Genomic DNA, 21,441 nt, shown 5'->3' with positions numbered 1-21,441 from the left:
CGTCGCGATGAGCCAGGCCGTCATTGAACAGAACGGCGCCGCGAGCGTCACCGGACTGCTGCTGCCGCTGACCGACCGCACCCTGCTGGTGCCCAACGTGGCGCTGGCCGAACTCATCACCTATCGCGCCCCGCAGACCCAGGCCGGCATGCCGGCCTGGCTGCTGGGGCAGATCGCCTGGCGCGACCTGCGTCTGCCGCTGCTGTCCTTCGAGGCGGCGTCCGGGGGCGAGGCGAAGGTGGTTCCGGGCGCGCGCGTCGCCGTGCTCAACGCCATCGGCGGGCGCTCCCACGTGAAATTCATCGCGCTGTTGATCCAGGGCATTCCCCGCTCGCTGAAGCTTGATGCCAGCCTGCGTCGGGCCGACGCGCCGCTGGCGCCGCTGGAGCTGGACGTGGTCGAGCTGGGCGACGACCTGGCGAGGATTCCCGATCTCGCCGGGTTGGAGCAGAAGCTCGCGGATGCCGGCTTGATCTGAGGGTAGCGAGCGTTGTGCTCGCGGCTTCCTAGCCCTTGCCGCGGGTGCGGGTCAGGCCGTGCTCGGCATTCTTTTCCAGGTACTCGATGACCAGCCCGGCGACATCCTTGCCGGTGGTCACTTCGATGCCTTCCAGGCCCGGTGAGGAGTTCACCTCCATCACCAGCGGGCCGTGGTTCGAGCGCAGGATGTCGACGCCGGCCACCGAGAGCCCCATCACCTTGGCCGCTCGGATCGCCGTCATGCGCTCCTCCGGGGTGATCTTGATCAGGCTGGCGGTGCCGCCGCGGTGCAGGTTGGAGCGGAATTCGCCGGGAGCGGCCTGACGCTTCATCGAGGCGATCACCTTGTCGCCGACCACGAAGCAGCGGATGTCGGCACCGCCGGCCTCCTTGATGTACTCCTGCACCATGATGTCCTGCTTCAGGCCCATGAACGCCTCGATCACCGATTCCGCCGCCTTCTCCGTCTCGCAGAGCACCACGCCGATGCCTTGGGTGCCTTCCAGCACCTTGATCACCAGAGGCGCGCCGTTGACCATGCGGATCAGGTCCGGCACGTCGTCCGGTGAGTGGGCGAAGCCGGTGACCGGCAGGCCGATGCCCTTGCGCGAGAGCAGTTGCAGCGAGCGCAGCTTGTCCCGCGAGCGGCTGATCGCCACCGACTCGTTGAGCGGGAACACGCCCATCATCTCGAACTGGCGCAGCACCGCGCAGCCGTAGAAGGTCACCGAGGCGCCGATCCGCGGGATCACCGCGTCGAAGCCTTCCAACGGGCCGCCGCGGTAGTGGATCTGCGGCTTGTGGCTGGCGATGTTCATGTAGGCGCGCAGGGTGTCGATCACCTGCATCTCGTGACCGCGCGCCTGGCCGGCCTCCACCAGTCGTCGGGTCGAATACAGGCGCGGATTGCGCGACAGCACGGCGATCTTCATTGGGCACCGGGAGAAGTGAGTATCTGGGGTTTGTTGAGCAGGTAGGCGTGCGCGGGATTGACCAGCAATCGACCGTCGACCAGCGCTTTCGATCCCAACAGCACGCGATATCGCATGGTTTTCCTGCAGGTCAGGGTGAATTCCACCGGCCATGCCCGTTCACCCAGCGCGAGCAGGGTGCGGATCACGTAACGGGCCTGGGCCTGGCCATTGGAGCTCTTGATCGTCTTGCGCGTCACAATCGGCGCTTCGCAGCGGTGGCGCCGCTGCACCAGCGTGCCGATGTGCGCGTTGAAGCGTACCCAGCGTTCTCCGTCGCGCTCGAACTCGCTGATCTCGGTGGCATGCAGCGCGGAGGTGCTGGCGCCGGTGTCGATCTTCGCGCGCAGGCCGACGACACCCAGGTCGGGCAGGGCGATCCACTCGCGCAGGCCGGTCACGCAAAAGGCTTCGGGGCTATCCAAAGGCGGCTCCCTCTCAGGAAGGCGGCATTCTAGTGAGCCCGCATGACAACTGCACGCAGCGGGCTTACCGGTGGTTTACCGCAGGGGACATTTCATGGTGCGATGAACGCACCCTACACAATCGGAACCCGCATGAGCGAGAAAGACGACGACAAAGTGCGCCTGGACAAGTGGCTCTGGGCGGCCCGCTTCTACAAGACCCGCGCGCTGGCCAAGGCGGCCATCGAAGGCGGCAAGGTGCACTGCCGCGGCGAGCGCTGCAAACCGAGCAAGGAGCCGAAGATAGGCGAGGAACTGACCCTGCGCACCGGCTTCGACGAGCGCACGGTGCGCATTCTGGCGCTATCGGTGGTGCGCCGCGGCGCACCCGAGGCGCAGACCCTCTACGAGGAAACCGCCGAGAGCGTCGAGCGCCGCGAACAGGCCGCGGCGCAGCGCAAGGCCGGCAGTCTGGGTGTCACCACCGACGGCCGGCCGAGCAAGAAGCAGCGTCGTCAGCTGTTCACCTTCCGCGACAGCCACTGAGGTACTTCAGTCGCCGCGGACCAGCGCCATCCGGCCGATCATCGGCAGGCGCGCGAGCAGGGCGAACAGCGGCGCGGTGAGGCGTTCCAGGGCATGGCTGCAGTGGCTCGCGTAGGGCGTGCAGCAACCCCAGGCGATGGCCAGCAGGCTGAGGAACAGGCCGCCGACGAAGTCGTCCGAGCCCCAGTGCGCGCCGGCGACCAGGCGCGGCAGCATGAACAGCGTGGCCAGGCCCCAGATCACCAGCAGCCGCCAGCCGCGGGCGAAGAAGCTGAGGAACAGCGCCCAGAGCAGCAGCACCGAGGCGTGGTCGCCGGGGAAGCTGCGTTCGGATGCGTCCTTGAGCTCCCAGCGGTCCCAGTCCGGGAACAGCTCGCTCAGGCGCACGGCGCCGTCGATCACCAGCGACGGGCTGGCGTGCTGCCAGTCCAGCAGCTTGGCCAGTGCGGTGAATCCGGTGCGCACCAGCAACAGCAGGAGCAGGATCGCGACGAAGGCGAACAGCGCACGGCGCACTTCGTTGCCGGGGAACACCCAGCCGCGGTGCAGCAGGAAACTCAGCATGATCAGCCCGGCGGCGACGTCCATCGGCCGCAGGCTGCCAATCGCCCAGGTCTTCGCCCACCAGCCGCCGTCCGCCAATGGCGTGTTGAGCAGGCGGAATAACTGGTCGTCGAAGTGGTCCCACAACAGGCGGGTCGGTTCCCACACCCAGCTGGCCAGCAGCAGGGCGGCGAATAGATGGCAAAGCAGCAGCGGCCGCATGCGCCAGGAGGCGCGCAGTAACGTGGTCATTCGGTCATCTTCCCTAAGATAAAACCCGGGCGAGATGGTAGACCCGCGCTCAGGCCGCGCCAAGCCGCCCGGTCGGAATCTTGGATCGCCCCCGCTTTGCGCCTAGAATCGACGCCCTTTGCCGTCCCTAACCTGCGAGCGACGCCATGTCCGACTTCACTCAGCGCTTCATCTTCGACGACACCGACGTGCGCGGCGAGCTCGTCACTCTCGGCGACAGCTACCAGCACGTCCTCGCCAAGCACCCCTATCCCGAACCAGTCGCCCAGTTGCTCGGCGAGCTGCTGGCGGCCGCGGCGCTGCTGGTCGGCACGCTGAAATTCGACGGCCTGCTGGTGCTGCAGGCGCGCTCCTCCGGCGGCGTGCCGCTGCTCATGGTGGAGTGCTCCAGCGAGCGCCAGGTGCGCGGCATCGCGCGCTACCACGCCGAGCAGATCGCCGACGGCGCCGGGCTCGCCGAGCTGATGCCCGAGGGCATGCTGACGGTGACCATCGACCCGCGCGCCGGCCAGCGCTACCAGGGCATCGTCGCCCTGGACGGGATCAATCTGTCCGCCTGCCTGACCAACTACTTCGCCAATTCCGAACAGTTGCCGACACGTTTCTGGCTGTACGCCGATGGTCGGCGCTCGCGTGGCCTGCTGCTCCAGGCGCTGCCGCCGGATCGGTTGAAGGACGCCGAGGCCCGCGCCGCGAACTGGCGGCACCTGACCACGCTGGCGGACACCCTCACCGCCGAGGAACTGCTTGGCCTGGACAACCTCACCGTGCTGCACCGGCTGTATCACGAGGAGGCGGTGCGCCTGTTCGATCCGCTGGGTCTGGAATTCCGCTGCAGCTGCAACCGTCAGCGTTCCGCCAATGCGCTGGTCAGCCTCGGCCAGCAGGACGCGGAACGGCTGCTCGAAGAACACGGCGGCTCGGTGGAGATCGACTGCCAGTTCTGCAACCAGCGCTACCGCTTCGACAAGACCGACGTCGCCCAGCTGTTCGCCGGTGGCGGCAGTGGCGCACCTTCCTCGACCCGCCACTGATCGGCGGGGGCACCGCCTGAGCCCCGCCCGATGCCTGGCATCTGGACAAGCGGGTAGGGCGGGTGCCATAAAGGTGGCGCTGTCGTCCGTAGTGCCGTTTTGCTGGCGAATCCGGAAACTAACGGCAGCCGACGGGACTCTATACGCGTCGTTGCTACCGCTTCGCTCGCCAATCACGCGCGCCCGCCGGGCTCGCGAACCACGCCAGGGCGAAGCAGGACTGCACCAGGCTAGACCTTTGAACTGCCCCCAGAACCGGTGACGACTCCGACGAGGTTGCTGCCTCTGGGCGCGATACGGACGCCAACACGAATCCAGGGAAGACCATGGTCTGCCACCGCGACCCCCGTCGTTTCTGGCTCTGCGCCGCCGCCTCGCACTTGCAGCACATCCTCTGGCATAATCCGGCACACTTTTCTCATGCTGTAGCCGGGCAAAGAGTTCACTACAGATCGTTAGGAAGCATCCGGCTGAGACCAACGAGGACGCCATGAACCAAGCCATACAAGCCGTTTACACCGACATCAGCACGTCGCAGCTGGTCGAAGAAGCCATTCGCCGCGGCGAAGGCGAGTTGGCCGCCAATGGCGCGCTGGTGGTGAGAACCGGGCACCGCACCGGTCGCTCGCCGGCCGACCGCTTCATCGTGGACGAGCCCAGTACCACCGCCGACATCGGCTGGGGCGCGATCAACCGCAAGTTCCCGGCCGACAAGTTCGATGCCCTGTGGGACCGCGTGCAGGCCTTCTCCGACGCCCAGGACAGCTTCGTTTCGCATGTCCACGTAGGCTCGGCCGAGACCCACTACCTGCCGGTCAAGATGACCACTGCCACGGCCTGGCAGAACCTCTTCGGTCGTCAGCTGTTCATCGAACCCGCCGAGTACAACCCGTCCGGCAAGGACGAGTGGCAGGTCCTGAACGTCGCCAACTTCGAGTGCGTGCCCGAGCGTGACGGCACCAACTCCGACGGCTGCGTGATCCTCAACTTCGCGCAGAAGAAAGTCCTGATCGCCGGCATGCGTTACGCCGGCGAGATGAAGAAAGCCATGTTCAGCGTGCAGAACTTCCTGCTGCCGGCCGCCGACGTGCTGCCGATGCACTGCGCCGCCAACATCGGCGAGGAAGGCGACGTGACGCTGTTCTTCGGCCTGTCCGGCACCGGCAAGACCACCCTCTCGGCCGACGAAAGCCGCTACCTGATCGGCGACGACGAGCACGGCTGGGGCACCGGCGTGGTGTTCAACATCGAGGGCGGCTGCTACGCCAAGTGCATCGACCTGTCCGAGAAGAACGAGCCGGTGATCTGGAAGGCCATCCAGTTCGGCACCGTGCTGGAAAACGTCGTGCTCGACGACAAGCGCGTGCCCGATTACAGCGACGACAGCCTGACCCAGAACAGCCGTGCGGCCTACCCGCTGGAATACGTCGAGAAGCGCTCGCAGCAGAACCTCGGCGGCGAGCCGAACGCGGTGATCTTCCTCACCTGCGACCTGACCGGCGTGCTGCCGCCCGTGTCGATCCTCGACGAAGAGCAGGCGGCGTACCACTTCCTCTCCGGTTACACCGCGCTGGTCGGCTCCACCGAGATGGGCTCGGGCGCCGGCATCAAGTCGACCTTCTCCACCTGCTTCGGCGCGCCGTTCTTCCCGCGTCCGGCCGGCGTCTACGCCGAGCTGCTGATCAAGCGCATCCGCGCGTTCGGCTCCAAGGTCTACCTGGTCAACACCGGCTGGACCGGCGGCGGCTACGGGGTCGGCAAGCGCTTCAACATCCCGACCACCCGTGGCGTGATCGCGGCGATCCAGAGCGGCGCGCTGATCGGCGCCGAGACCGAGCAACTGCCGATCATCAACCTGCGCGTGCCGAAGGCCGTGCCGGGCGTCGAGACTCAGCTGCTCAACCCGCGCAACACCTGGGAAGACCAGAACGCCTACGACGAAGCGGCGAAGGGGCTGGCCAGCCTGTTCATCGAGAACTTCAAGAAGTTCGACGTTTCCGAGGCGATCAAGGCCGCCGGCCTGCAGCTGTAAGCGGTTCCGCGTCAGGAAAGGCCGCCTTCGGGCGGCCTTTTTCGTTGGCTTAGAAACCGCGGAATTCGGCGAACGCTTCCACGGCGATCCGGCTGGCGCGCAGGGCGTTCACCGGGGCGTCCGGGTCGGCGTAGCCCAGCGCCATGGCGCAATAGATCATCTCCTGCTCGGGCAGCGCGAAGTGGCGTTTCAGCGTCTCGCGCCCCTGCGCCCAGTACTCCTGCATGCAGGTGGACAGCCCGCGCTCCTGCGCGGCGAGGGCCAGGGTCTGCATGAACATTCCCAGGTGCGCCCACTGGCCGTGCCCCATGCGCGCGTCGATGACGAAGAACAGCCCGACTGGCGCGCCGAAGAATTCCAGGTTGCGGGCGAACTGACGGTAGCGCGCGGGCTTGTCGTCGCGGGCGATGCCGAGGGTCGCGTAGAGCGCCTCGCCGACCTCGTAACGGCGCTCGCGATAGGGCGACCAGAGCGGGTCCGGGTAGCCCCGTCGCTCGCCGACCTCGCCCTGCGGGTTGGCCTGCAGCGCGGCGCCCACCGCGTCGATCACTGCGCGGCGTTCGTCGCCGGCGACGGCGATGACCTTCCATGGCTGCAGGTTGCCGCCGGACGGCGCATGACGCGCCACGTCGAGAAGCTCGCGCAGCAGCGCTTCGGGCACCTCGGTGGGGGTGAAGGCGCGTATCGAGCTGCGCTGGCGGATGGCGTCGCTGACGTTCATGGCGTTGCTCCGGTGGATGAACCCTCATAGTGGCTGCGGCCACGCGGCTTTGCAGCGGCGGATGACCCGCGCGGGACGAGGCTCTGCTACCGTGCCGGCTGCCCTGCGCCGTGCGCCGTTTCCGCGCCGGCCGATCTACCGAGGTAAGCCATGATCGAACAGACCCTCGCCGACATCTTTGGCTACGACGGTTTCCGTCCGGGCCAGGAGGCCGCCATCCGCGCGGTGATCGACGGCCGTTCGGCGGCGGCGATCTTTCCCACGGGTTCCGGCAAATCGCTGTGCTACCAACTGCCGGCATTGCAGCTGCCCAACCTGACGCTGGTCGTCTCGCCCTTGCTGGCGCTGATGCAGGACCAACTGGCGTTCCTTCACCGCCACGGGATCGCCGCCGCCAGCATCGACTCGGCGCAGAGCCGCGAGGACGCCAGCGCGGTGATGGCGCGGGCAAAGTCCGGCGAGCTGAAGATCCTGATGATCTCGGTGGAGCGGCTGAAGAACGAGCGCTTCCGCCACTTCATCGGCCAGGTGCCGATCTCGCTGCTGGTGGTGGACGAGGCGCACTGCATCTCCGAGTGGGGCCACAACTTTCGCCCCGACTACCTCAAGTTGCCGGACTACGCGCGCCAGTTCGGCATTCCCCAGGTGCTGCTGCTGACCGCCACGGCGACGCCGCCGGTGATCGCCGACATGCAGGCCAAGTTCGCCATCGCCGCGGGCGACGTGATCACCACCGGCTTCTACCGGGCCAATCTCAACCTGCTGGTGGAACCGGTGGCCGGGCGCGACAAGCTGCGCCGGCTGGTCGACTGGCTCGGCGCCAAGGCCGGCGAGCCGGCAATCGTCTACGTCACCCAGCAGAAAACCGCCGAGCAGGTCGCCGCTCACCTCGGCGCCAGCGGCGTACCGGCCAGCGCCTACCACGCCGGCATGCCGTTTGATGTGCGCGAGGCGATCCAGCGGCAGTTCATGGACGGGCGGATCAACTGCATCGTGGCCACCATCGCCTTCGGCATGGGCATCGACAAGAGCGACATCCGCAACGTGGTGCACTTCGACCTGCCGAAATCGATCGAGAACTATAGCCAGGAGATCGGCCGCGCCGGCCGCGACGGGCACCCTTCGGATTGCCTGGTGCTGGCGAATCGCGACAGCCTCAGTGTGCTGGAGAACTTCGTCTACGGCGACACCCCGGAACTCGACGGCATCCGCGAGGTGCTCGAGGAAATCCGCCAGGCCGAAGGCGGCCAGTGGGAGCTGATGCTGGGCGCGCTGAGCGAGCAGAGCAACATCCGCCCACTGCCGCTGAAGACGTTGCTGGTGCAGCTGGAACTGCGCGGCATCATCGCCCCGCGCTACGCCTATTTCGCCGAGTACCGCTTCAAATACCTGATCGAGCCGGATGCCCTGCTGGAGAAGTTCGACGGCGAGCGCCGCCAGTTCGTCGAGGCCATCGTGCACAGTTCGGCTCGCGCGCGGACCTGGTGCACGGTGGATTTCGAGACGCTCTACAACCAGCACCGCGCCGAGCGCGGACGGGTGGTCAAGGCACTGGACTGGTTCCAGGAGCGTGGCTGGATCGAGCTGGAGAGCAAACAGATGACCGAAGTCTACGAACGGCTGCGCAGCGAGTTCGCCATCGATCGGCTCAGCGGCGAACTGCATGACTATTTCCGCCAGCAGGAAACCAGCGAGATTGCCCGCATCCACGCCATGCTCGAACTGTTCGCCAGCGATCGCTGCCTGAGCCAGCGCCTGGCCGCGTATTTCGGCGACGCGCAGGCGCCGCAGCAGTGCGGGCACTGCTCGGTATGCCGGGGACGGGTCGCGCGGCTGCCGGAATCGCCGGCGCTGCCGCCGCTGCAGGGCAGGGATTTCCACGCGCTGTGCGGCGCGTTCATCCAGCGCTACGAGGCGCTCAAGGGCAAGGCGCCGAGCAGCGAGACGCTGACCCGCTTTCTCTGCGGCATCGGCGCGCCGCTGTTCACCAAGCTCAAGGCGAAGGGCATCGGCGGCTTCGCTGCGCTGGACGAATACCCCTATGCGCGGGTGCGGAACTGGGCCGAAGCGCATGTCTGAGCGCCTTGCGGTCAATTCCTGAAACAAAAGCGCCCGTTACGGCGCCGCGAAGCGAACGGCAGGCGGCCATACTCAAGGGCCTACCGTGCGCCTTCCTCGGGAGGCCTTCCCTCGCAATATGCCCGGAGGCTGCTCATGCCCACGCGTCGCCAGTTCGTCCAACGGTCATCCCTTCTCGCTGCCATGGCCGGCCTCGCGCCGCTGCTGCCGGCCTCGGCCTTCGCCGCCGATGAGCTGATGATGCGCAGTATCCCGTCTTCCGGGGAGCGCCTGCCGGTGATCGGCCTGGGCACCTCGCGGACCTTCAACGTCGATCCCGCCTCCGGCGAGATGAGCGGGCTGCTGGAGGTGATGAAGACCTTCGTCGAGGGCGGTGCGCGGCTGATCGATACCGCGCCCAGCTACGGCGATGCCGAGGCGGTGACCGGTGAACTGGTGAAACGCGTCGGTGCGCGCGACAAGGTATTCCTCGCCACCAAGGTCTCGTCCACCGGTCGCGAGGCCGGACAGCGCCAGATCGAGGCCAGCTTCAAGGCGCTGCAAACCGAGAAGATCGACCTGATCCAGGTGCACAACCTGCAGGACACCGTCACCCAGCTGGGCCTGCTGCGCGAGCTGAAGGAGCAGGGGCGGATTCGCTACATCGGCATCACCCACTACGTCGAATCGGCCCATGACGACCTGATCGCAGTGCTGCAGAAGGAAAAGGTCGACTTCGTCCAGTTCAACTATTCGGTGGCCGCGCGCAATGCCGAGAAGCGGCTGCTGCCGTTCTGCGCCGAGCATGGTATTGCCACACTGATCAACCGCACCTACGGCGCCGGCCAGCTGTTCGCGCGGGTCAAGGGCAAGGCGCTGCCGGGCTGGGCGGTCGCCGAGCTGAGGGTCGGTTCCTGGGCGCAGCTGATGCTCAAGTTCGTGCTCGCCGACCCGGCGGTGACCGCCGTGATCCCCGCCACTTCCAACCCGCGCTACATGGCCGACAACCTGCTTGCCGGTCAGGGCCGCCTGCCGGATGCCCGGCAGCGCGAGCAGATCGCCGCCGAGTTCGCCTGATGCGGTTTGCTGCCGCCGTTGCGCGCTGGCCGACCATCCGCCCGGCGCGCCATCGTTCACCGTGACGCGGGCGTAACGCCCAGGCCGCCCCGGCCTATGGCCCGAAGCCCATGGCGCACGGGGCCTCGACAACACGGGAATCTCCATGTCCGACCATCCCCTGACGCGGCGGCTGTCCACTGCCATCAACGCCCGTCCCGGCGAACTGCTGCCGGCGCTGGCCGGCTTCGGCCTGTTCTTCTGCCTGTTCAGCGGCTACTTCATGCTGCGCCCGATCCGCGAGGCGATGGGTATCCAGGGCGGTGTGGACAACCTGCAATGGCTGTTCTCCGCCACCTTCGTGGTGATGCTGATCGCCGTGCCTGCGTTCGCCTGGCTCAACTCGCGCGTTCCGCGCAGTCATTTCATCGACTGGGTCTACGGCTTCTTCTGCCTCAACCTGCTGGCCTTCGCCGCGCTGTTCGCCGCGCACAGCGACAGCGTGTGGATGGCGCGGGCGTTCTACGTGTGGATATCGGTCTACAACCTGTTCGTCGTCTCGGTGGCCTGGAGCCTGATGGCCGACGTGTTCGATTCGCCGCAGGCCAGGCGCCTGTTCGCTTTCATCGCCGCCGGTGCCAGTGTCGGCGGGCTGGTCGGCCCGGCGCTTGCCGCGTTGCTGGTGGACATGCTCGGCCAGGCCGGGCTGGCGCTGCTGTCCGCCCTGCTGCTGGGCGCGGCGCTGCTGCTCAAGCACTACCTGATGACCTGGCGCGAGCGTGGCGGGGCCGGGCGCCCGGGTGCGCAGGCGGCGGAAAGCCCGCGGCGGCCGGTGGCCGGGAATCCGTTCAGCGGCATGCTGCGGGTAATCCGTTCGCGCTATCTGCTCGGGGTCTCGGGGTTCGTCATCCTGCTCGCCACGGTGAGCACCTTTCTCTATTTCGAGCAGGCGCGACTGGTCGCCGAGCTGTTTCCCGATCGCCACGAGCAGGTCCGCGTGTTCGGCCTGATCGACTTCGTCGTGCAGGCCGGCGCGCTGCTCGCCCAGGTGTTCGTCACCGGCCGCGTCGCCCAGCGCTTCGGCATGCGCGCGCTGCTGACGCTGGTGCCGGCGCTGCTCTGCCTCGGCTTCGTCGGCCTGGCGCTGGCGCCGACCTTCGCCATGCTCGCCGGGCTGATGATCGTGCGGCGCATAGGCGAGTACGCCTTCGTCCGCCCCGGCCGGGAAATGCTCTTCGCGCCGCTGGACGCGCAGAGCAAGTACAAGGCTAAGAACTTCATCGACACGGTGGTTTACCGCGGCGGCGACGCCATCAGCGGCTGGGCCAAGAGCCTGCTCGATCTGCTCGGCCAGGGCGCGGTGCTGGTGGCGCTGGTCGGCGCCGTGTGCGCGGCGCTATGGGGCGCGCTCGGCTGGTACCTCGGCGAAAGAGCCGATCTCGACGCACGCAAGCCGCCGCGCCAGAGGCCTGCAGGTCGAATGTGACGGTTTGATGAAGATTGCCGTGGCCGGCTACCGCCTCCCGCGCCGCGCGGATACGCTCGCTCGCAGCGTGCCACCGCGCAGCGAACTCACGGGGGAATCATGTCGTTTCGAATCCATGCCCGACGCCACGCCGACGACGAGGTGCGGCGGGTCGCCAGGGAACGTATCGCCGAGGCCGTCGCCGCGCTGGACAGCGGCACGCCCAGCGGCGTGCACGATGCGCGCAAGCGGCTCAAGGAACTCCGCGCGCTGTTGCGCCTGGTGCACAAGCCGCTCGGCAAGAAGCTCTTCACCCGCCACAACCGCCAGTTCCGCGACATCGGCCAGCAGCTGTCGAGCCTGCGCGATGCCACGGCGATGGTCGAATGCTGGGATGCGCTGGTCGCCGAGGACCCCCGGCGTTTCTCCAGCGCGGCGATGAAGCGCGTGCGGGCGCGGTTGCAGGCTCGGGTGGCGGATATCGCGCCGGATCAGCCGCAGGCCCATGCCGAGCTGCTCGCCAGCCTCGGGGCGGCGAGCGAAGCGGTGGCCGACTGGCCGCTGCGCGCGCAGGGCTTCGCGCTGTTCAAGGCCGGGGTGCTGCGTACCTGCCAGGAGGGGCGCCGGGCGATGAAGGCGGTGCAGCAGAAGCGCAGCGACGAACTGCTCCACGAATGGCGCAAGCGGGTCAAGGATCACTGGTATCAGACGCGCCTGCTGCGCGATGCCTGGCCGGCGCTGCTCAAGGCCCGGCAGAAGAGCCTGGAAACCCTCGCCGGCTACCTGGGCGACGATCACGACCTGGCAGTGTTGCACCTGTTGCTCGAGGAACAGCCGGCGCTGTTCGGCGCGCCCAATACGCGCAAGACCATCGCCCTCGCTGTCGAGGCGCGCCGCCGGCAATTGTTCGACGAGGCCCTGGAGCTTGGCGCGCGGCTCTACGCCGAGAAGCCCGAGGGGCTCGCAGAGCTGTGGTCGAGCTACTGGAAGATCGCCAGCAAGGCACCCAAGTCTGCCTAGCTGCATCAGGTCTGAATTATCGGGTCGCTCGATGCTTTCCATCGGCAAAAGACGGTGGATTGCCGGCGCGCCGCTGCCTAGCATGAGCGCCCGTTCTCGTTCGTTCCGGAGTCCATATGCACATAGAAGAAGCGATCACCACCCGCCGCGCCGTCAAGGGCTACGATCCGGCCTTCGTCCTCAGCGCGGAGGAGAAGAACGACCTGCTGCGCCTTGCGCTGTTCGCCCCTTCGGCGTTCAACCTGCAGCACGTCCGCCTGGTGGAAGTCAGCGATGTCGCCCTGCGCGCGCAGATCCGCGAAGCCGGCTGGGGCCAGGCGCAAATGACCGATGCCTCGATGCTGGTGGTGGTCTGCGCCCAGGTCGACAGCTGGGAGAAGAACGTGAAGCGCGTCTGGGAAGGCGCGCCGCCGGAAGTGCAGGACTACATGGCCGGCGCCATCGACGCCTACTACCGTGACAAGCCGCAGGTGCAGCGCGACGAAACCATGCGCAGCTGCGGGCTCATGGCGCAGACGCTGATGCTCGCCGCGCGCGGCAAGGGCCTCGACTCCTGCCCGATGGACGGCTTCGACTTCGACGCCGTGGCCAAGCTGATCCGTCTGCCGGCCAACCACGTGATCGGCCTGATGGTCGCCATCGGCAAACAGACCATCGAACCCAAGCCGCGCATCGGCAAGCTGCCGTTCGACGAGGTGGTGCTGCGTAACCACTTCTAGACGATCCCCTGCGCGCCGGTCTTGCCGCGTGGAAAGGCGAATCGCCAGCCGGAGCGGCTTCTCGTCGACCTGCACTGCGAAAAGGCGCGCCCCGGGCGCGCCTTTTTCGTCGATGGCGCGAATCCGTCCGTTTGCGGCGCTCATGGCTTCTTACGATTTCCCGTCCGGCAGAGCATGATCGGGGTGAACCTCGACGCTCCCGCGAGCCTCGAAAAGAGAAGTACACAAGAAACGAGGAAATTTCATGCAGGTTCAAGTGAACAGCAATCAGATCGTAGCGAGTGCTTCCGTTCAGGATTGGGTCAGCGCAGCCGTGTTGGGGCGACTCGACCGATTCGAGGATTTCCTTACCCGCGTCGAAGTCCACCTCAGCGATGAGAACGCCAAGAAGGCCGGCGCCGACGACAAGCGTTGCCAGATCGAAGTGCGTCCGAAGGGCCACCAGCCGCTTTCCGTGACCCACAAATCCGAATCCATGAACCAGGCGGTGGATGGCGCCGCGGAAAAGATGCGCCATGCGCTCGAACATTTGATGGGCCGCCTCGATGCCAAGTCGGTCTCCACCGGGCATCTGGCCGATCCGCTTCTGGAGGAAGAGTCCGGGCAGGTTACCGACGCGCTGTTGCAGGAGGAATTCCTCGCCAAACAGGAAGCGCTCGGCAAGGACTGACTTGCGCTCGGCCTTCCTGCTGCGACGTGCGCCCGCCCCGAAAGGCGGGCGCTTTCGTTCTGGCCGGTCAGCGCGCCGGCAGCGGCTGCATGAACGGCGCGAGCGGCGCCTGGCGTTGCTCGGCGATGGCTTTCAGCCGCGCCACCTCGTTGTCGGCCAGGCAATAGGTGGCACCATTCGCCAGTTCCACCTCGATGCCGATGAAGCCCGCATTGATCGCCGACCAGGGGCAGGCGAACGGGTGGATGGCCCGGCCCTGCAAGGTGATCGGCCCGCTGTTCATCGCCACACCCAGATCCCCGCCGCTCAGGGTCAACGCGCCCAGTTGCAGCTGGCGGCCCTGGTCGTAGCGAAACAGCAGTGCGCTGACGGTACGCTGGCGACCACGGAAGTTGCACAGGTAGAGGATGAAGCCCGGCCCCGGAGCGCGCAGGTTGGCGCCGGCCGTGTCGACGCGCCCGCCCTGGGCGGGTAACTGCGTGGTGATCAGGATAGGCTGCTCCCGGCGGAGCTGCGAGACGTACCGGAGCGCCCACGCAGCGCCTGCCGACAGGACGAAAATCAAAATCGTGATCGACGTCTGGGTCATCTGGACGAACCTTCCTGAGCGGACGAACTCGGCTTTGTGCAGGCTGCGAAGAACCTGTCGGTGAGCGCCGGGTGAGCCTGTGTGGGACATTTCGGCGCGCAGGATATAGACGGGCTTGGCAAATGGCCAGTACGCAGATCAAGTCAGTGGTGCACGTAGAAAACATCCGCGGCCGGCATGGGTGCCGGCCGATTCGAAGGGGCGCCAGCGGCCGCCGGCCCCCGTCAGCCGATGCTGAATGCCGAGGCGTGGCGGTGCGGGAGCAGGCGGGCGATCGACTTGATGCGTTGCACTTCGGAATTGGGCAGGCGGAGCACGCTGCCATCGTCCAGTTCGGCCTCGATCCCGTCGAAATCCTCGCCGATCGCTTCCCACGGGCAGTCGATCGGCACGATGGCGAGCATCCTCAGGCAGATTGGCTGCTGCGGGTCGATCAACGTCGGAATGTCGTCGGCGTCGATCCTGATCTCGCCCAGGCGCAAACGGTCATGCCGCTGATTGCGCAGCATCAGGTCCTGCACCGTCTCCGGCTGCTCGCCGAAATTGCAGAGATAGAGGGTGAAACCCTTGGTGCCGGCGGCGGAACGGCGGGCGCCGTATTGGGAAACCAGGGGGAAGTTGGTGGTCAGCACCATGGCGCGGGGATTGAGCGGCACCAGCAACTGCCTCCACATCACCAATGCCACGAAAATCAGCAGTGCCCAAGTCGCTAACGCAAGGGGAATGGCGTCCATTGGATGATTCCTTACAGCGTGAATCCGGTTATGCCGGCTGGGGGCATCCTTATTGTGTTTCGTCGCCGGTACCGATAGCGCGCAGCGTAGTACCAGATTGCCGAAACGGCTAGTGCAGAGCGCTCGCTGCAGGTTCGCGGTGCGACAAAACGGCCCTTCGCGATGCTGCAACTCAGGTCGTGGGCGGCGTAGGAGGCGATATTCATCGTCTTGATACGACTTATCAGAACGGCGGATTTGAAAAATAGTGCGCTGCTGACCGGCTTCGACCGTGCCCGTTTCCATTCCTGCCACTCATCCGCGGGAGCGGTCGTCGGGCCGTCCAGGCTGTCCACCGAACAACAAGAGGACGTTTCATGAGCACTTATTCTCTCCAACTGGCCGCCGTGATCGGCGCCGGAACCATGGGCCGCGGGATCGTCATGAGCCTGGCCAACGCCGGCGTGCAGGTGCTCTGGCTGGACAACAATCCGCAGATGCTCGAGCAGGCGCTCGGCGTGGTCGCCGACACCAACGCGCACAACGTGCGCCAGGGCCGCATCAGCGAAGCCGAGGCGGCCGAGCGCCTGGCACGGGTGCGTGCGGTGGACGGCTACGCCGCGTTGGCGGACGCCGACCTGGTGATCGAGGCGGTTTACGAGAACCTCGAACTCAAGCAGAGCATTTTCCGCGAGCTGGACAAGACCCTGAAGCCGACGGCGATCCTCGCCAGCAACACCTCGGCGCTGGACATCGACGCCATCGCCGCCGTCACCGCGCGGCCCGAACAGGTGCTCGGCCTGCACTTCTTCAGCCCGGCGCACATCATGAAGCTGCTGGAAATCGTGCGCGGCGCGCGTACCGACAAGGCGGTGCTGCAGGCCGCCGTCGAACTCGGCCAGCGCATGGGCAAGGTCAGCGTGGTGGCGGGCAACTGCGACGGATTCATCGGCAACCGCATGCTCGCCACCTACGTGCGCGAGGCGCGGGCGATGCTGCTCGAAGGCGCCTACCCGCATCAGGTGGACGCCACGCTGCAAGGGTTCGGTTTCGCCATGGGGCCGTTCCGCATGTACGACGTGGTCGGCATCGACCTCGAATGGCGCGCCCGCCAGCTGGCCGGCGAAGGCCAGGACGCCGCCGAGGTGCAGGTCGACAACCGTCTCTGCGAGCTCGGCCGCTTCGGCCAGAAGGCGCGCATGGGCTACTACCGCTACGCCGAAGGCAGCCGCCAGGCCGAACACGACCCCGAGGTCGACGCGCTGGTGCTGGAGGTGTCCGAGTCCCTCGGCTACACGCGCCGGGAGATCGGCCCCGAGGAAATCCTCGAGCGCTGCCTGCTGGCGCTGGTCAACGAAGGCGCGAAGATCCTCGACGAGGGCATCGCCGCCAGCAGCCATGACGTCGACCTGGTCTACCTCAACGGCTACGGTTTCCCGGCCGACAAGGGCGGCCCGATGAGCTGGGCCGATGGCCAGGGGCTGGCCTCGATCCGCGACCGCCTGGATGACCTGCGCGCGCGTTTCGGCGACCACTGGCAGCCGGCCGCGCTGATCGATCGCCTGGCCGCCTCCGGGCAGCGTCTGAGCGACGTGAAGGAGGGCCGCGCATGAACTACCAGGCTCCCCTGCGCGACATGCGCTTCGTGCTGCACGAACTCTTCGACGTCACCGGGCATTGCGAACAGCTTGGCAATGGCCTGGACCGCGAGCTGATCGACGGCGTGCTGGAAGAGGCCGCGCGCTACACCGGCGAGGTGGTGGCGCCGCTCAATCGGCACAGCGACGAGGAGGGTGTCAGCCTCGTCGACGGCGCGGTGACCACACCGCAAGGCTTTCGCGAGGCCTACGCGCAGTTCGTCGAAAACGGCTGGGCGAGCATGACCGGACCGCAGCAGTACGGCGGCCAGGGCTTTCCGCAACTGGTGGCGTGCAATTTCCACGAGATGCTGATGGGCGCGAGCCTGTCGTTCCGCATCTATTCCGGGCTCACCGAGGGCGCTGTGCTGGCGCTGTACAAGCACGGCAGCGAGGCGCTCAAGGACGCCTACCTGGAGAAGATGGTGAGCGGCAGCTGGACCGGCACCATGTGCCTCACCGAGCCGCAGGCCGGCACCGACCTGGCGCTGCTGCGCACCCGCGCCGAGCCGCAGGCGGACGGCAGCTACCGGGTCAGCGGCAGCAAGATCTTCATCAGCGGCGGCGAGCACGACATGAGCGAGAACATCGTGCACCTGGTGCTCGCCCGCCTGCCAGACGCGCCGCCCGGCGTGAAGGGCATCAGCCTGCTGCTGGTGCCCAAGTTCATCGCCAACCCGGACGGCATGCCCGGCGCACGCAACGCGCTGTCCTGCGGCGCCATCGAACACAAGATGGGCATCAAGGGCGCGGCGACCTGCGTGATGAACTTCGACGGCGCCACCGGCTGGCTGGTGGGCGGCGCCAACCAGGGCCTGGCCTGCATGTTCACCATGATGAACGACGCGCGCTTCCAGGTCGGGCTGCAGGGCCTGGGCGTCGCCGAACAGGCCTGGCAGGGCTCGCTCGCCTACGCCCGCGAACGCCTGCAGTCGCGCGGCCTGGCCGGCGCGCAACAGCCGGACAAGGCGGCCGATCCGATCATCGTCCACCCGGATGTGCGGCGCATGCTGCTGACCCAGAAGACCCTGGTCGAAGGCAGCCGCATGCTCGCCGCCTACACCGCGCGCCAGCTCGACCTGGAGCACGGCCACCCGGACGAGGCGGCGCGCAAGGCCGCTGGCCGGCGCGCCGCCCTGCTGATCCCGATCGTCAAAGCGTTCTTCACCGACATGGGCCAGGAGGTCGCCAGCCTCGGCGTGCAGATCTACGGCGGGCACGGCTACATCCGCGAGTGGGGCATGGAGCAGCTGATGCGCGACAGCCGCATCACCCAGCTCTACGAGGGAACCAACGGCATCCAGGCGCTGGACCTGATCCGCCGCAAGCTGCTCGGCGACGGCGGCGCGGAGATCGCGGCGCTGCAGGACGAACTGCTCGCCGCCTGCGAAGCCCCCGCCGGGCGTCCGGCGCTGGCCGCGATGGCGGCCAGCGTGCAGACGCGGTTGCTGGAGTGGCGCGAGCTGAGCGCCCACGTGCTGGCCATCAGCGCGCGCAACCCGCAGGAAATCGGCGCCACCTCGGTGGACTTCCTCGCCTACTCGGCCTACACCCTGCTCGGCGCGCTCTGGCTGCAGGCCGCAACCCGGGCGCAGGAGGCGCTGGACGGCGGCAGCGGCGAGGTGGCGTTCTACCAGGCCAAGCTGCACAGCGCGGACTTCTACCTGCGCCGCGTACTGCCGCGCGCCAGCATGCACCGCGAGGCGCTGCTCGGCGGTGCGGACTGCCTGATGGCGCTGTCGGAGGCGGATTTCGCCTTCTGATCCAACGCGCCCGGCGTCACCGCCGGGCGCTGCGTGCGTCCCATCACAAGAAAGAAGGAGCCCCCCATGCAACCCTTCAGTTTCGCCACCACCGCCCAGTTGATCTGCGAGAGCGGCGCCGCGCGCCGGCTTGCCGCCCTCTGCCGCGAACGCGGCGCGCGCTCGGTGCTGATCGTCACTGACCCAGGCATCACCCGCTTCAAGCTGCTCGACGGCGTGCTGCACGGCTTCGCCGAGGAGGGGGTCGCCGTGGCGGTCTTCGACCAGGTGCTCGCCGATCCACCGGAAGCGGTGGTGCTGGACGCCGTGGCGCGGGCCAGGTCGTTGCAGGCCGAGCTGATCGTCGGCTTCGGCGGCGGCAGCTCGATGGACGTCGCCAAGCTGGTCGCGCTGCTCGCCCATCCCCAATGCACCCAGGAACTGGCCGATCTCTACGGCGTCGGCAATGCGCGTGGCCAGCGCCTGCCGCTGATCCAGGTGCCCACCACCGCCGGCACCGGCTCGGAGGTGACGCCGATCTCCATCGTCACCACCGGCGAGACGACCAAGATGGGCGTGGTCTCGCCGCTGCTGCTGCCGGACCTGGCCCTGCTCGACGCCGAGTTGACCCTCGGCCTGCCTCCGGCGGTGACCGCCGCCACCGGCATCGATGCCATGGTGCATGCCATCGAGGCCTACACCAGCGCGCACAAGAAGAACCCGCTGTCCGACCTGCTCGCCCGCGAGGCGTTGCGCCTGCTCGCGGCCAACCTCGGCGAGGCGGTGCACAACGGGCAGAACCGCGAGGCACGCCAGGCCATGTTGCTGGGCGCCTGCCTGGCTGGCCAGGCGTTCGCCAACTCGCCGGTGGCCGCGGTGCACGCGCTGGCCTATCCGCTGGGCGGGCATTTCCACATTCCCCACGGGCTGAGCAACGCGCTGGTGCTACCGCACGTGCTGCGCTTCAATGCGCCGGCGGCCAGCGCGCACTACGCCGAACTGGCGCCGCTGCTGCTCGGCGAGCGGCTGCAGGCCGGCAGCGCGGAAAGCCTGGTGGAGCAGTTCATCGCCGAACTGGCGGCGCTGAATGCGCGCCACGGGCTGCCCAGCCGCCTGCGCGATGCGAACGTCCCCGAGGCGATGCTCGAACGCCTGGCGGCCGATGCCATGCTGCAGACCCGCCTGCTGGTGAACAACCCGCGCGAAGTCAGCGAAGTCGACGCCCTGGCGATCTACCGGGCCGCCTACTGACCGCCATACCGACAAGGATTCCCCATGCCACAGCCGCAGCACCTTCGCGCCGACTACCGGCACTTCCAGCCGGTGACCACGCGCTGGCACGACAACGACCTCTACGGCCACGTCAACAACGTCGTCTACTACAGCTACTTCGACAGCGCGGTGAACACCTTCCTGATCGAGCGCGGCGGGCTGGATATCCACGCCGGCCAGGTGGTGGGCTTCGTGGTCAGCTCCAGCTGCGACTACTTCGCCTCCATCGCCTTTCCCGAGCGCATCGAGGTCGGCCTGAGGGTCGCCCGGCTGGGCAACAGCTCGGTGCAGTACGAACTGGCGGTGTTCAAGGGAGGCGAGGATGAAGCCTGCGCCGCCGGGCGTTTCGTGCATGTCTTCGTCGACCGCCAGTCGAACCGCCCGGTGCCGATTCCCGACACCCTGCGCGCCGCGCTGGAGGGGTTGCTGGTCGGTTGAAATGACTTGTTGCCAAGTCGCAGGGAACGCCAGGGGGGCCGCCGCGTACTATTCTTCGGACCTTTCGGAGAGCCTCAATGGAATACCTGCAGCAACTCGTCAGCGACCCCGCCGCCTGGGTGGCGCTGGCCACCCTGGTCACCATGGAAATCGTGCTCGGCATCGATAACCTGGTGTTCATCTCGATACTCACCAACAAGCTCCCCGAACACCAGCGTACCAAGGCCCGTCGCCTCGGCATCGGCATGGCGCTGGTATTGCGGCTTGGATTGCTCGGCACCGTCGCCTACATCGTCCAGCTTACCGAACCGGTGTTCGAGGTGTTCGGCCAGGCGTTCTCCTGGAAGGACATGATCCTCATCGCCGGCGGCCTGTTCCTGCTGTGGAAGGCGACCAAGGAAATCCACCACTCGGTGGACCCGGAGCCGGAAGGCGACCTGTTCACCGGCAAGGTCGCCAGTATCGGCTTCACCTCGGCCATCGTGCAGATCCTGGTGCTCGACCTGGTGTTCTCCATCGACAGCATCATCACCGCCGTCGGCATGACCGAGCACATCCCGATCATGGTGATCGCGGTGGTCGCCGCGGTGACCGTGATGCTGCTCGCCGCCGACCCGCTGGCGCGCTTCATCGGCAACAACCCGACGGTGGTCATGCTGGCGCTGGGCTTCCTGATCATGATCGGCATGACGCTGATCGCCGAAGGCTTCGGCGCCCACGTGCCGAAGGGCTACCTGTACGCGGCGATGGCGTTCTCGGCACTGATCGAGGCGCTCAACATGCTGGCCCGTCGTGCTCGGCGCAAGCGCTCCGACACACCGTCCTGAGGGGCAACAGCGCGGAGCCATCCGGCTCCGCTGCCGGTGCAGCCATTGCCTCGCGTGGTTGTCCAAGGCGTATCCGCCCACGGAGACGCCCGATGAAAGTCCTTCTCGCCTGCCTGCTCTGCCTGCCTTGCGCTGCCGCCTTCGCACAAACGCCCGCGCCGGGTTCGCCCGGCACAGCGACGCCGCAGCCCTATGTCCATCCGGCGCCGCAGCCCCGGCCCGCCGATCCCGGCAGGCCTGCCCTGTTCAAGC

Annotated in this window: 21 protein-coding genes; 15 read left to right on the top strand and 6 right to left on the bottom strand. The window is 67.3% G+C overall.

The annotated features are described in order from the left end of the window. Window positions 1-7: 7 nt before the first annotated feature. Window positions 8-478: a chemotaxis protein CheW gene (locus B2X67_RS14145; RefSeq protein ID WP_090224907.1), complete on the top strand. Its 471-nt coding sequence runs from the start codon at window positions 8-10 to the stop codon at window positions 476-478. A 28-nt stretch (window positions 479-506) separates the two neighbouring features. On the opposite strand, the gene rimK is transcribed toward B2X67_RS14145, so the two are convergent. Beyond that, window positions 507-1,412, bottom strand: a complete 906-nt coding sequence (rimK, locus tag B2X67_RS14140; protein WP_090224909.1) for a 30S ribosomal protein S6--L-glutamate ligase — start codon at window positions 1,410-1,412, stop codon at window positions 507-509. Beyond that, window positions 1,409-1,843 (bottom strand): ATP-dependent zinc protease, encoded by a 435-nt coding sequence (locus B2X67_RS14135; protein ID WP_175534296.1) that lies wholly within the window; start codon window positions 1,841-1,843, stop codon window positions 1,409-1,411. Before B2X67_RS14135 ends, rimK begins: the two co-directional genes overlap by 4 nt. Before the next feature lie 165 nt (window positions 1,844-2,008). On the opposite strand from B2X67_RS14135, the gene hslR reads away from it, so the two are divergent. Then, window positions 2,009-2,401, top strand: a complete 393-nt coding sequence (gene hslR / locus B2X67_RS14130) for a ribosome-associated heat shock protein Hsp15 (RefSeq protein ID WP_090224912.1) — start codon at window positions 2,009-2,011, stop codon at window positions 2,399-2,401. Window positions 2,402-2,407: 6 nt separating this feature from the next. Here hslR and B2X67_RS14125 read toward each other — a convergent pair whose 3' ends face one another. Further along, window positions 2,408-3,196 carry a phosphatase PAP2 family protein gene (locus tag B2X67_RS14125; RefSeq protein WP_090224914.1) on the bottom strand — a complete coding sequence of 263 codons (789 nt, stop codon included), beginning with the start codon at window positions 3,194-3,196 and terminating at the stop codon, window positions 2,408-2,410. 146 nt (window positions 3,197-3,342) lie between these two features. On the opposite strand from B2X67_RS14125, the gene hslO reads away from it, so the two are divergent. Further along, window positions 3,343-4,230, top strand: a complete 888-nt coding sequence (gene hslO, locus B2X67_RS14120; protein ID WP_286785890.1) for an Hsp33 family molecular chaperone HslO — start codon at window positions 3,343-3,345, stop codon at window positions 4,228-4,230. A gap of 490 nt (window positions 4,231-4,720) precedes the next feature. Next, window positions 4,721-6,262, top strand: a complete 1,542-nt coding sequence (locus B2X67_RS14115; RefSeq protein ID WP_286785889.1) for a phosphoenolpyruvate carboxykinase — start codon at window positions 4,721-4,723, stop codon at window positions 6,260-6,262. A 49-nt stretch (window positions 6,263-6,311) separates the two neighbouring features. On the opposite strand, the gene B2X67_RS14110 is transcribed toward B2X67_RS14115, so the two are convergent. Further along, window positions 6,312-6,983, bottom strand: a complete 672-nt coding sequence (locus B2X67_RS14110; RefSeq protein WP_286785888.1) for a nitroreductase — start codon at window positions 6,981-6,983, stop codon at window positions 6,312-6,314. Window positions 6,984-7,133: 150 nt separating this feature from the next. On the opposite strand from B2X67_RS14110, the gene B2X67_RS14105 reads away from it, so the two are divergent. The 6 genes from B2X67_RS14105 (at window position 7,134) to B2X67_RS14080 (ending at window position 13,971) form a co-directional block, all read left to right on the top strand. Next, window positions 7,134-9,062, top strand: coding sequence for a RecQ family ATP-dependent DNA helicase (locus B2X67_RS14105; RefSeq protein ID WP_286785887.1), 1,929 nt, complete (start codon window positions 7,134-7,136; stop codon window positions 9,060-9,062). 135 nt (window positions 9,063-9,197) lie between these two features. After that, complete coding sequence (locus B2X67_RS14100; RefSeq protein WP_286785886.1) at window positions 9,198-10,118, top strand: aldo/keto reductase; 921 nt, start codon at window positions 9,198-9,200, stop codon at window positions 10,116-10,118. Window positions 10,119-10,263: 145 nt separating this feature from the next. Further along, on the top strand, window positions 10,264-11,583 hold the full coding sequence (locus B2X67_RS14095) for an NTP/NDP exchange transporter (protein WP_286785885.1): 1,320 nt from the start codon (window positions 10,264-10,266) through the stop codon (window positions 11,581-11,583). 99 nt (window positions 11,584-11,682) lie between these two features. Next, window positions 11,683-12,582 (top strand): CHAD domain-containing protein, encoded by a 900-nt coding sequence (locus tag B2X67_RS14090; RefSeq protein ID WP_286785884.1) that lies wholly within the window; start codon window positions 11,683-11,685, stop codon window positions 12,580-12,582. Between the two features lie 116 nt (window positions 12,583-12,698). Continuing rightward, window positions 12,699-13,301 carry a nitroreductase family protein gene (locus B2X67_RS14085; protein WP_286785883.1) on the top strand — a complete coding sequence of 201 codons (603 nt, stop codon included), beginning with the start codon at window positions 12,699-12,701 and terminating at the stop codon, window positions 13,299-13,301. Between the two features lie 244 nt (window positions 13,302-13,545). Next, the gene (locus B2X67_RS14080; RefSeq protein WP_282339923.1) at window positions 13,546-13,971 is read left to right on the top strand and encodes an HPF/RaiA family ribosome-associated protein; all 426 of its coding nucleotides are present in this window, start codon (window positions 13,546-13,548) and stop codon (window positions 13,969-13,971) included. A gap of 67 nt (window positions 13,972-14,038) precedes the next feature. Here the strand turns inward: B2X67_RS14080 and B2X67_RS14075 are convergent, their stop codons facing one another. Both B2X67_RS14075 and B2X67_RS14070 read right to left on the bottom strand, forming a co-directional pair. Beyond that, window positions 14,039-14,560 (bottom strand): hypothetical protein, encoded by a 522-nt coding sequence (locus tag B2X67_RS14075; protein WP_286785882.1) that lies wholly within the window; start codon window positions 14,558-14,560, stop codon window positions 14,039-14,041. A 224-nt stretch (window positions 14,561-14,784) separates the two neighbouring features. Next, on the bottom strand, window positions 14,785-15,579 hold the full coding sequence (locus B2X67_RS14070; RefSeq protein ID WP_286785881.1) for a hypothetical protein: 795 nt from the start codon (window positions 15,577-15,579) through the stop codon (window positions 14,785-14,787). A 71-nt stretch (window positions 15,580-15,650) separates the two neighbouring features. Here B2X67_RS14070 and B2X67_RS14065 point away from each other — a divergent pair, with 71 nt between their 5' ends. From B2X67_RS14065 to B2X67_RS14045, 5 genes are all read left to right on the top strand, one after another. After that, entirely contained in the window at window positions 15,651-16,886 is a 1,236-nt protein-coding gene (locus B2X67_RS14065; RefSeq protein ID WP_286785880.1) for a 3-hydroxyacyl-CoA dehydrogenase, read from the top strand. Continuing rightward, entirely contained in the window at window positions 16,883-18,673 is a 1,791-nt protein-coding gene (locus tag B2X67_RS14060) for an acyl-CoA dehydrogenase C-terminal domain-containing protein (RefSeq protein ID WP_286785879.1), read from the top strand. The genes B2X67_RS14065 and B2X67_RS14060 overlap by 4 nt, the downstream gene beginning before the upstream one ends. A 66-nt stretch (window positions 18,674-18,739) precedes the next feature. Beyond that, a complete protein-coding gene (locus tag B2X67_RS14055; protein ID WP_286785878.1) occupies window positions 18,740-19,903 on the top strand; it encodes an iron-containing alcohol dehydrogenase in 1,164 nt (387 codons plus the stop codon). A gap of 24 nt (window positions 19,904-19,927) precedes the next feature. Continuing rightward, window positions 19,928-20,362 carry an acyl-CoA thioesterase gene (locus B2X67_RS14050; protein ID WP_090224938.1) on the top strand — a complete coding sequence of 145 codons (435 nt, stop codon included), beginning with the start codon at window positions 19,928-19,930 and terminating at the stop codon, window positions 20,360-20,362. Window positions 20,363-20,439: 77 nt separating this feature from the next. Further along, window positions 20,440-21,189, top strand: coding sequence for a TerC family protein (locus B2X67_RS14045; protein WP_282340635.1), 750 nt, complete (start codon window positions 20,440-20,442; stop codon window positions 21,187-21,189). Window positions 21,190-21,441: the final 252 nt, after the last annotated feature.

Source organism: Pseudomonas sp. UBA3153, from assembly GCF_002364635.1.
GTDB lineage: Bacteria > Pseudomonadota > Gammaproteobacteria > Pseudomonadales > Pseudomonadaceae > Pseudomonas_O > Pseudomonas_O kuykendallii.
This window is presented reverse-complemented; position numbering and strand designations above follow the sequence as displayed.

Coding starts and splice junctions, on each gene's coding strand:
- B2X67_RS14145 (WP_090224907.1), top strand. CDS start 8: ATGAGCCAGGCCGTCATTGAACAGAACGGCGCCGCGAGCGTCACCGGA.
- rimK (WP_090224909.1), bottom strand. CDS start 1,412: ATGAAGATCGCCGTGCTGTCGCGCAATCCGCGCCTGTATTCGACCCGA.
- hslR (WP_090224912.1), top strand. CDS start 2,009: ATGAGCGAGAAAGACGACGACAAAGTGCGCCTGGACAAGTGGCTCTGG.
- B2X67_RS14125 (WP_090224914.1), bottom strand. CDS start 3,196: ATGACCACGTTACTGCGCGCCTCCTGGCGCATGCGGCCGCTGCTGCTT.
- hslO (WP_286785890.1), top strand. CDS start 3,343: ATGTCCGACTTCACTCAGCGCTTCATCTTCGACGACACCGACGTGCGC.
- B2X67_RS14115 (WP_286785889.1), top strand. CDS start 4,721: ATGAACCAAGCCATACAAGCCGTTTACACCGACATCAGCACGTCGCAG.
- B2X67_RS14110 (WP_286785888.1), bottom strand. CDS start 6,983: ATGAACGTCAGCGACGCCATCCGCCAGCGCAGCTCGATACGCGCCTTC.
- B2X67_RS14105 (WP_286785887.1), top strand. CDS start 7,134: ATGATCGAACAGACCCTCGCCGACATCTTTGGCTACGACGGTTTCCGT.
- B2X67_RS14100 (WP_286785886.1), top strand. CDS start 9,198: ATGCCCACGCGTCGCCAGTTCGTCCAACGGTCATCCCTTCTCGCTGCC.
- B2X67_RS14095 (WP_286785885.1), top strand. CDS start 10,264: ATGTCCGACCATCCCCTGACGCGGCGGCTGTCCACTGCCATCAACGCC.
- B2X67_RS14090 (WP_286785884.1), top strand. CDS start 11,683: ATGTCGTTTCGAATCCATGCCCGACGCCACGCCGACGACGAGGTGCGG.
- B2X67_RS14085 (WP_286785883.1), top strand. CDS start 12,699: ATGCACATAGAAGAAGCGATCACCACCCGCCGCGCCGTCAAGGGCTAC.
- B2X67_RS14080 (WP_282339923.1), top strand. CDS start 13,546: ATGCAGGTTCAAGTGAACAGCAATCAGATCGTAGCGAGTGCTTCCGTT.
- B2X67_RS14075 (WP_286785882.1), bottom strand. CDS start 14,560: ATGACCCAGACGTCGATCACGATTTTGATTTTCGTCCTGTCGGCAGGC.
- B2X67_RS14070 (WP_286785881.1), bottom strand. CDS start 15,579: ATGGAAACGGGCACGGTCGAAGCCGGTCAGCAGCGCACTATTTTTCAA.
- B2X67_RS14065 (WP_286785880.1), top strand. CDS start 15,651: ATGAGCACTTATTCTCTCCAACTGGCCGCCGTGATCGGCGCCGGAACC.
- B2X67_RS14060 (WP_286785879.1), top strand. CDS start 16,883: ATGAACTACCAGGCTCCCCTGCGCGACATGCGCTTCGTGCTGCACGAA.
- B2X67_RS14055 (WP_286785878.1), top strand. CDS start 18,740: ATGCAACCCTTCAGTTTCGCCACCACCGCCCAGTTGATCTGCGAGAGC.
- B2X67_RS14050 (WP_090224938.1), top strand. CDS start 19,928: ATGCCACAGCCGCAGCACCTTCGCGCCGACTACCGGCACTTCCAGCCG.
- B2X67_RS14045 (WP_282340635.1), top strand. CDS start 20,440: ATGGAATACCTGCAGCAACTCGTCAGCGACCCCGCCGCCTGGGTGGCG.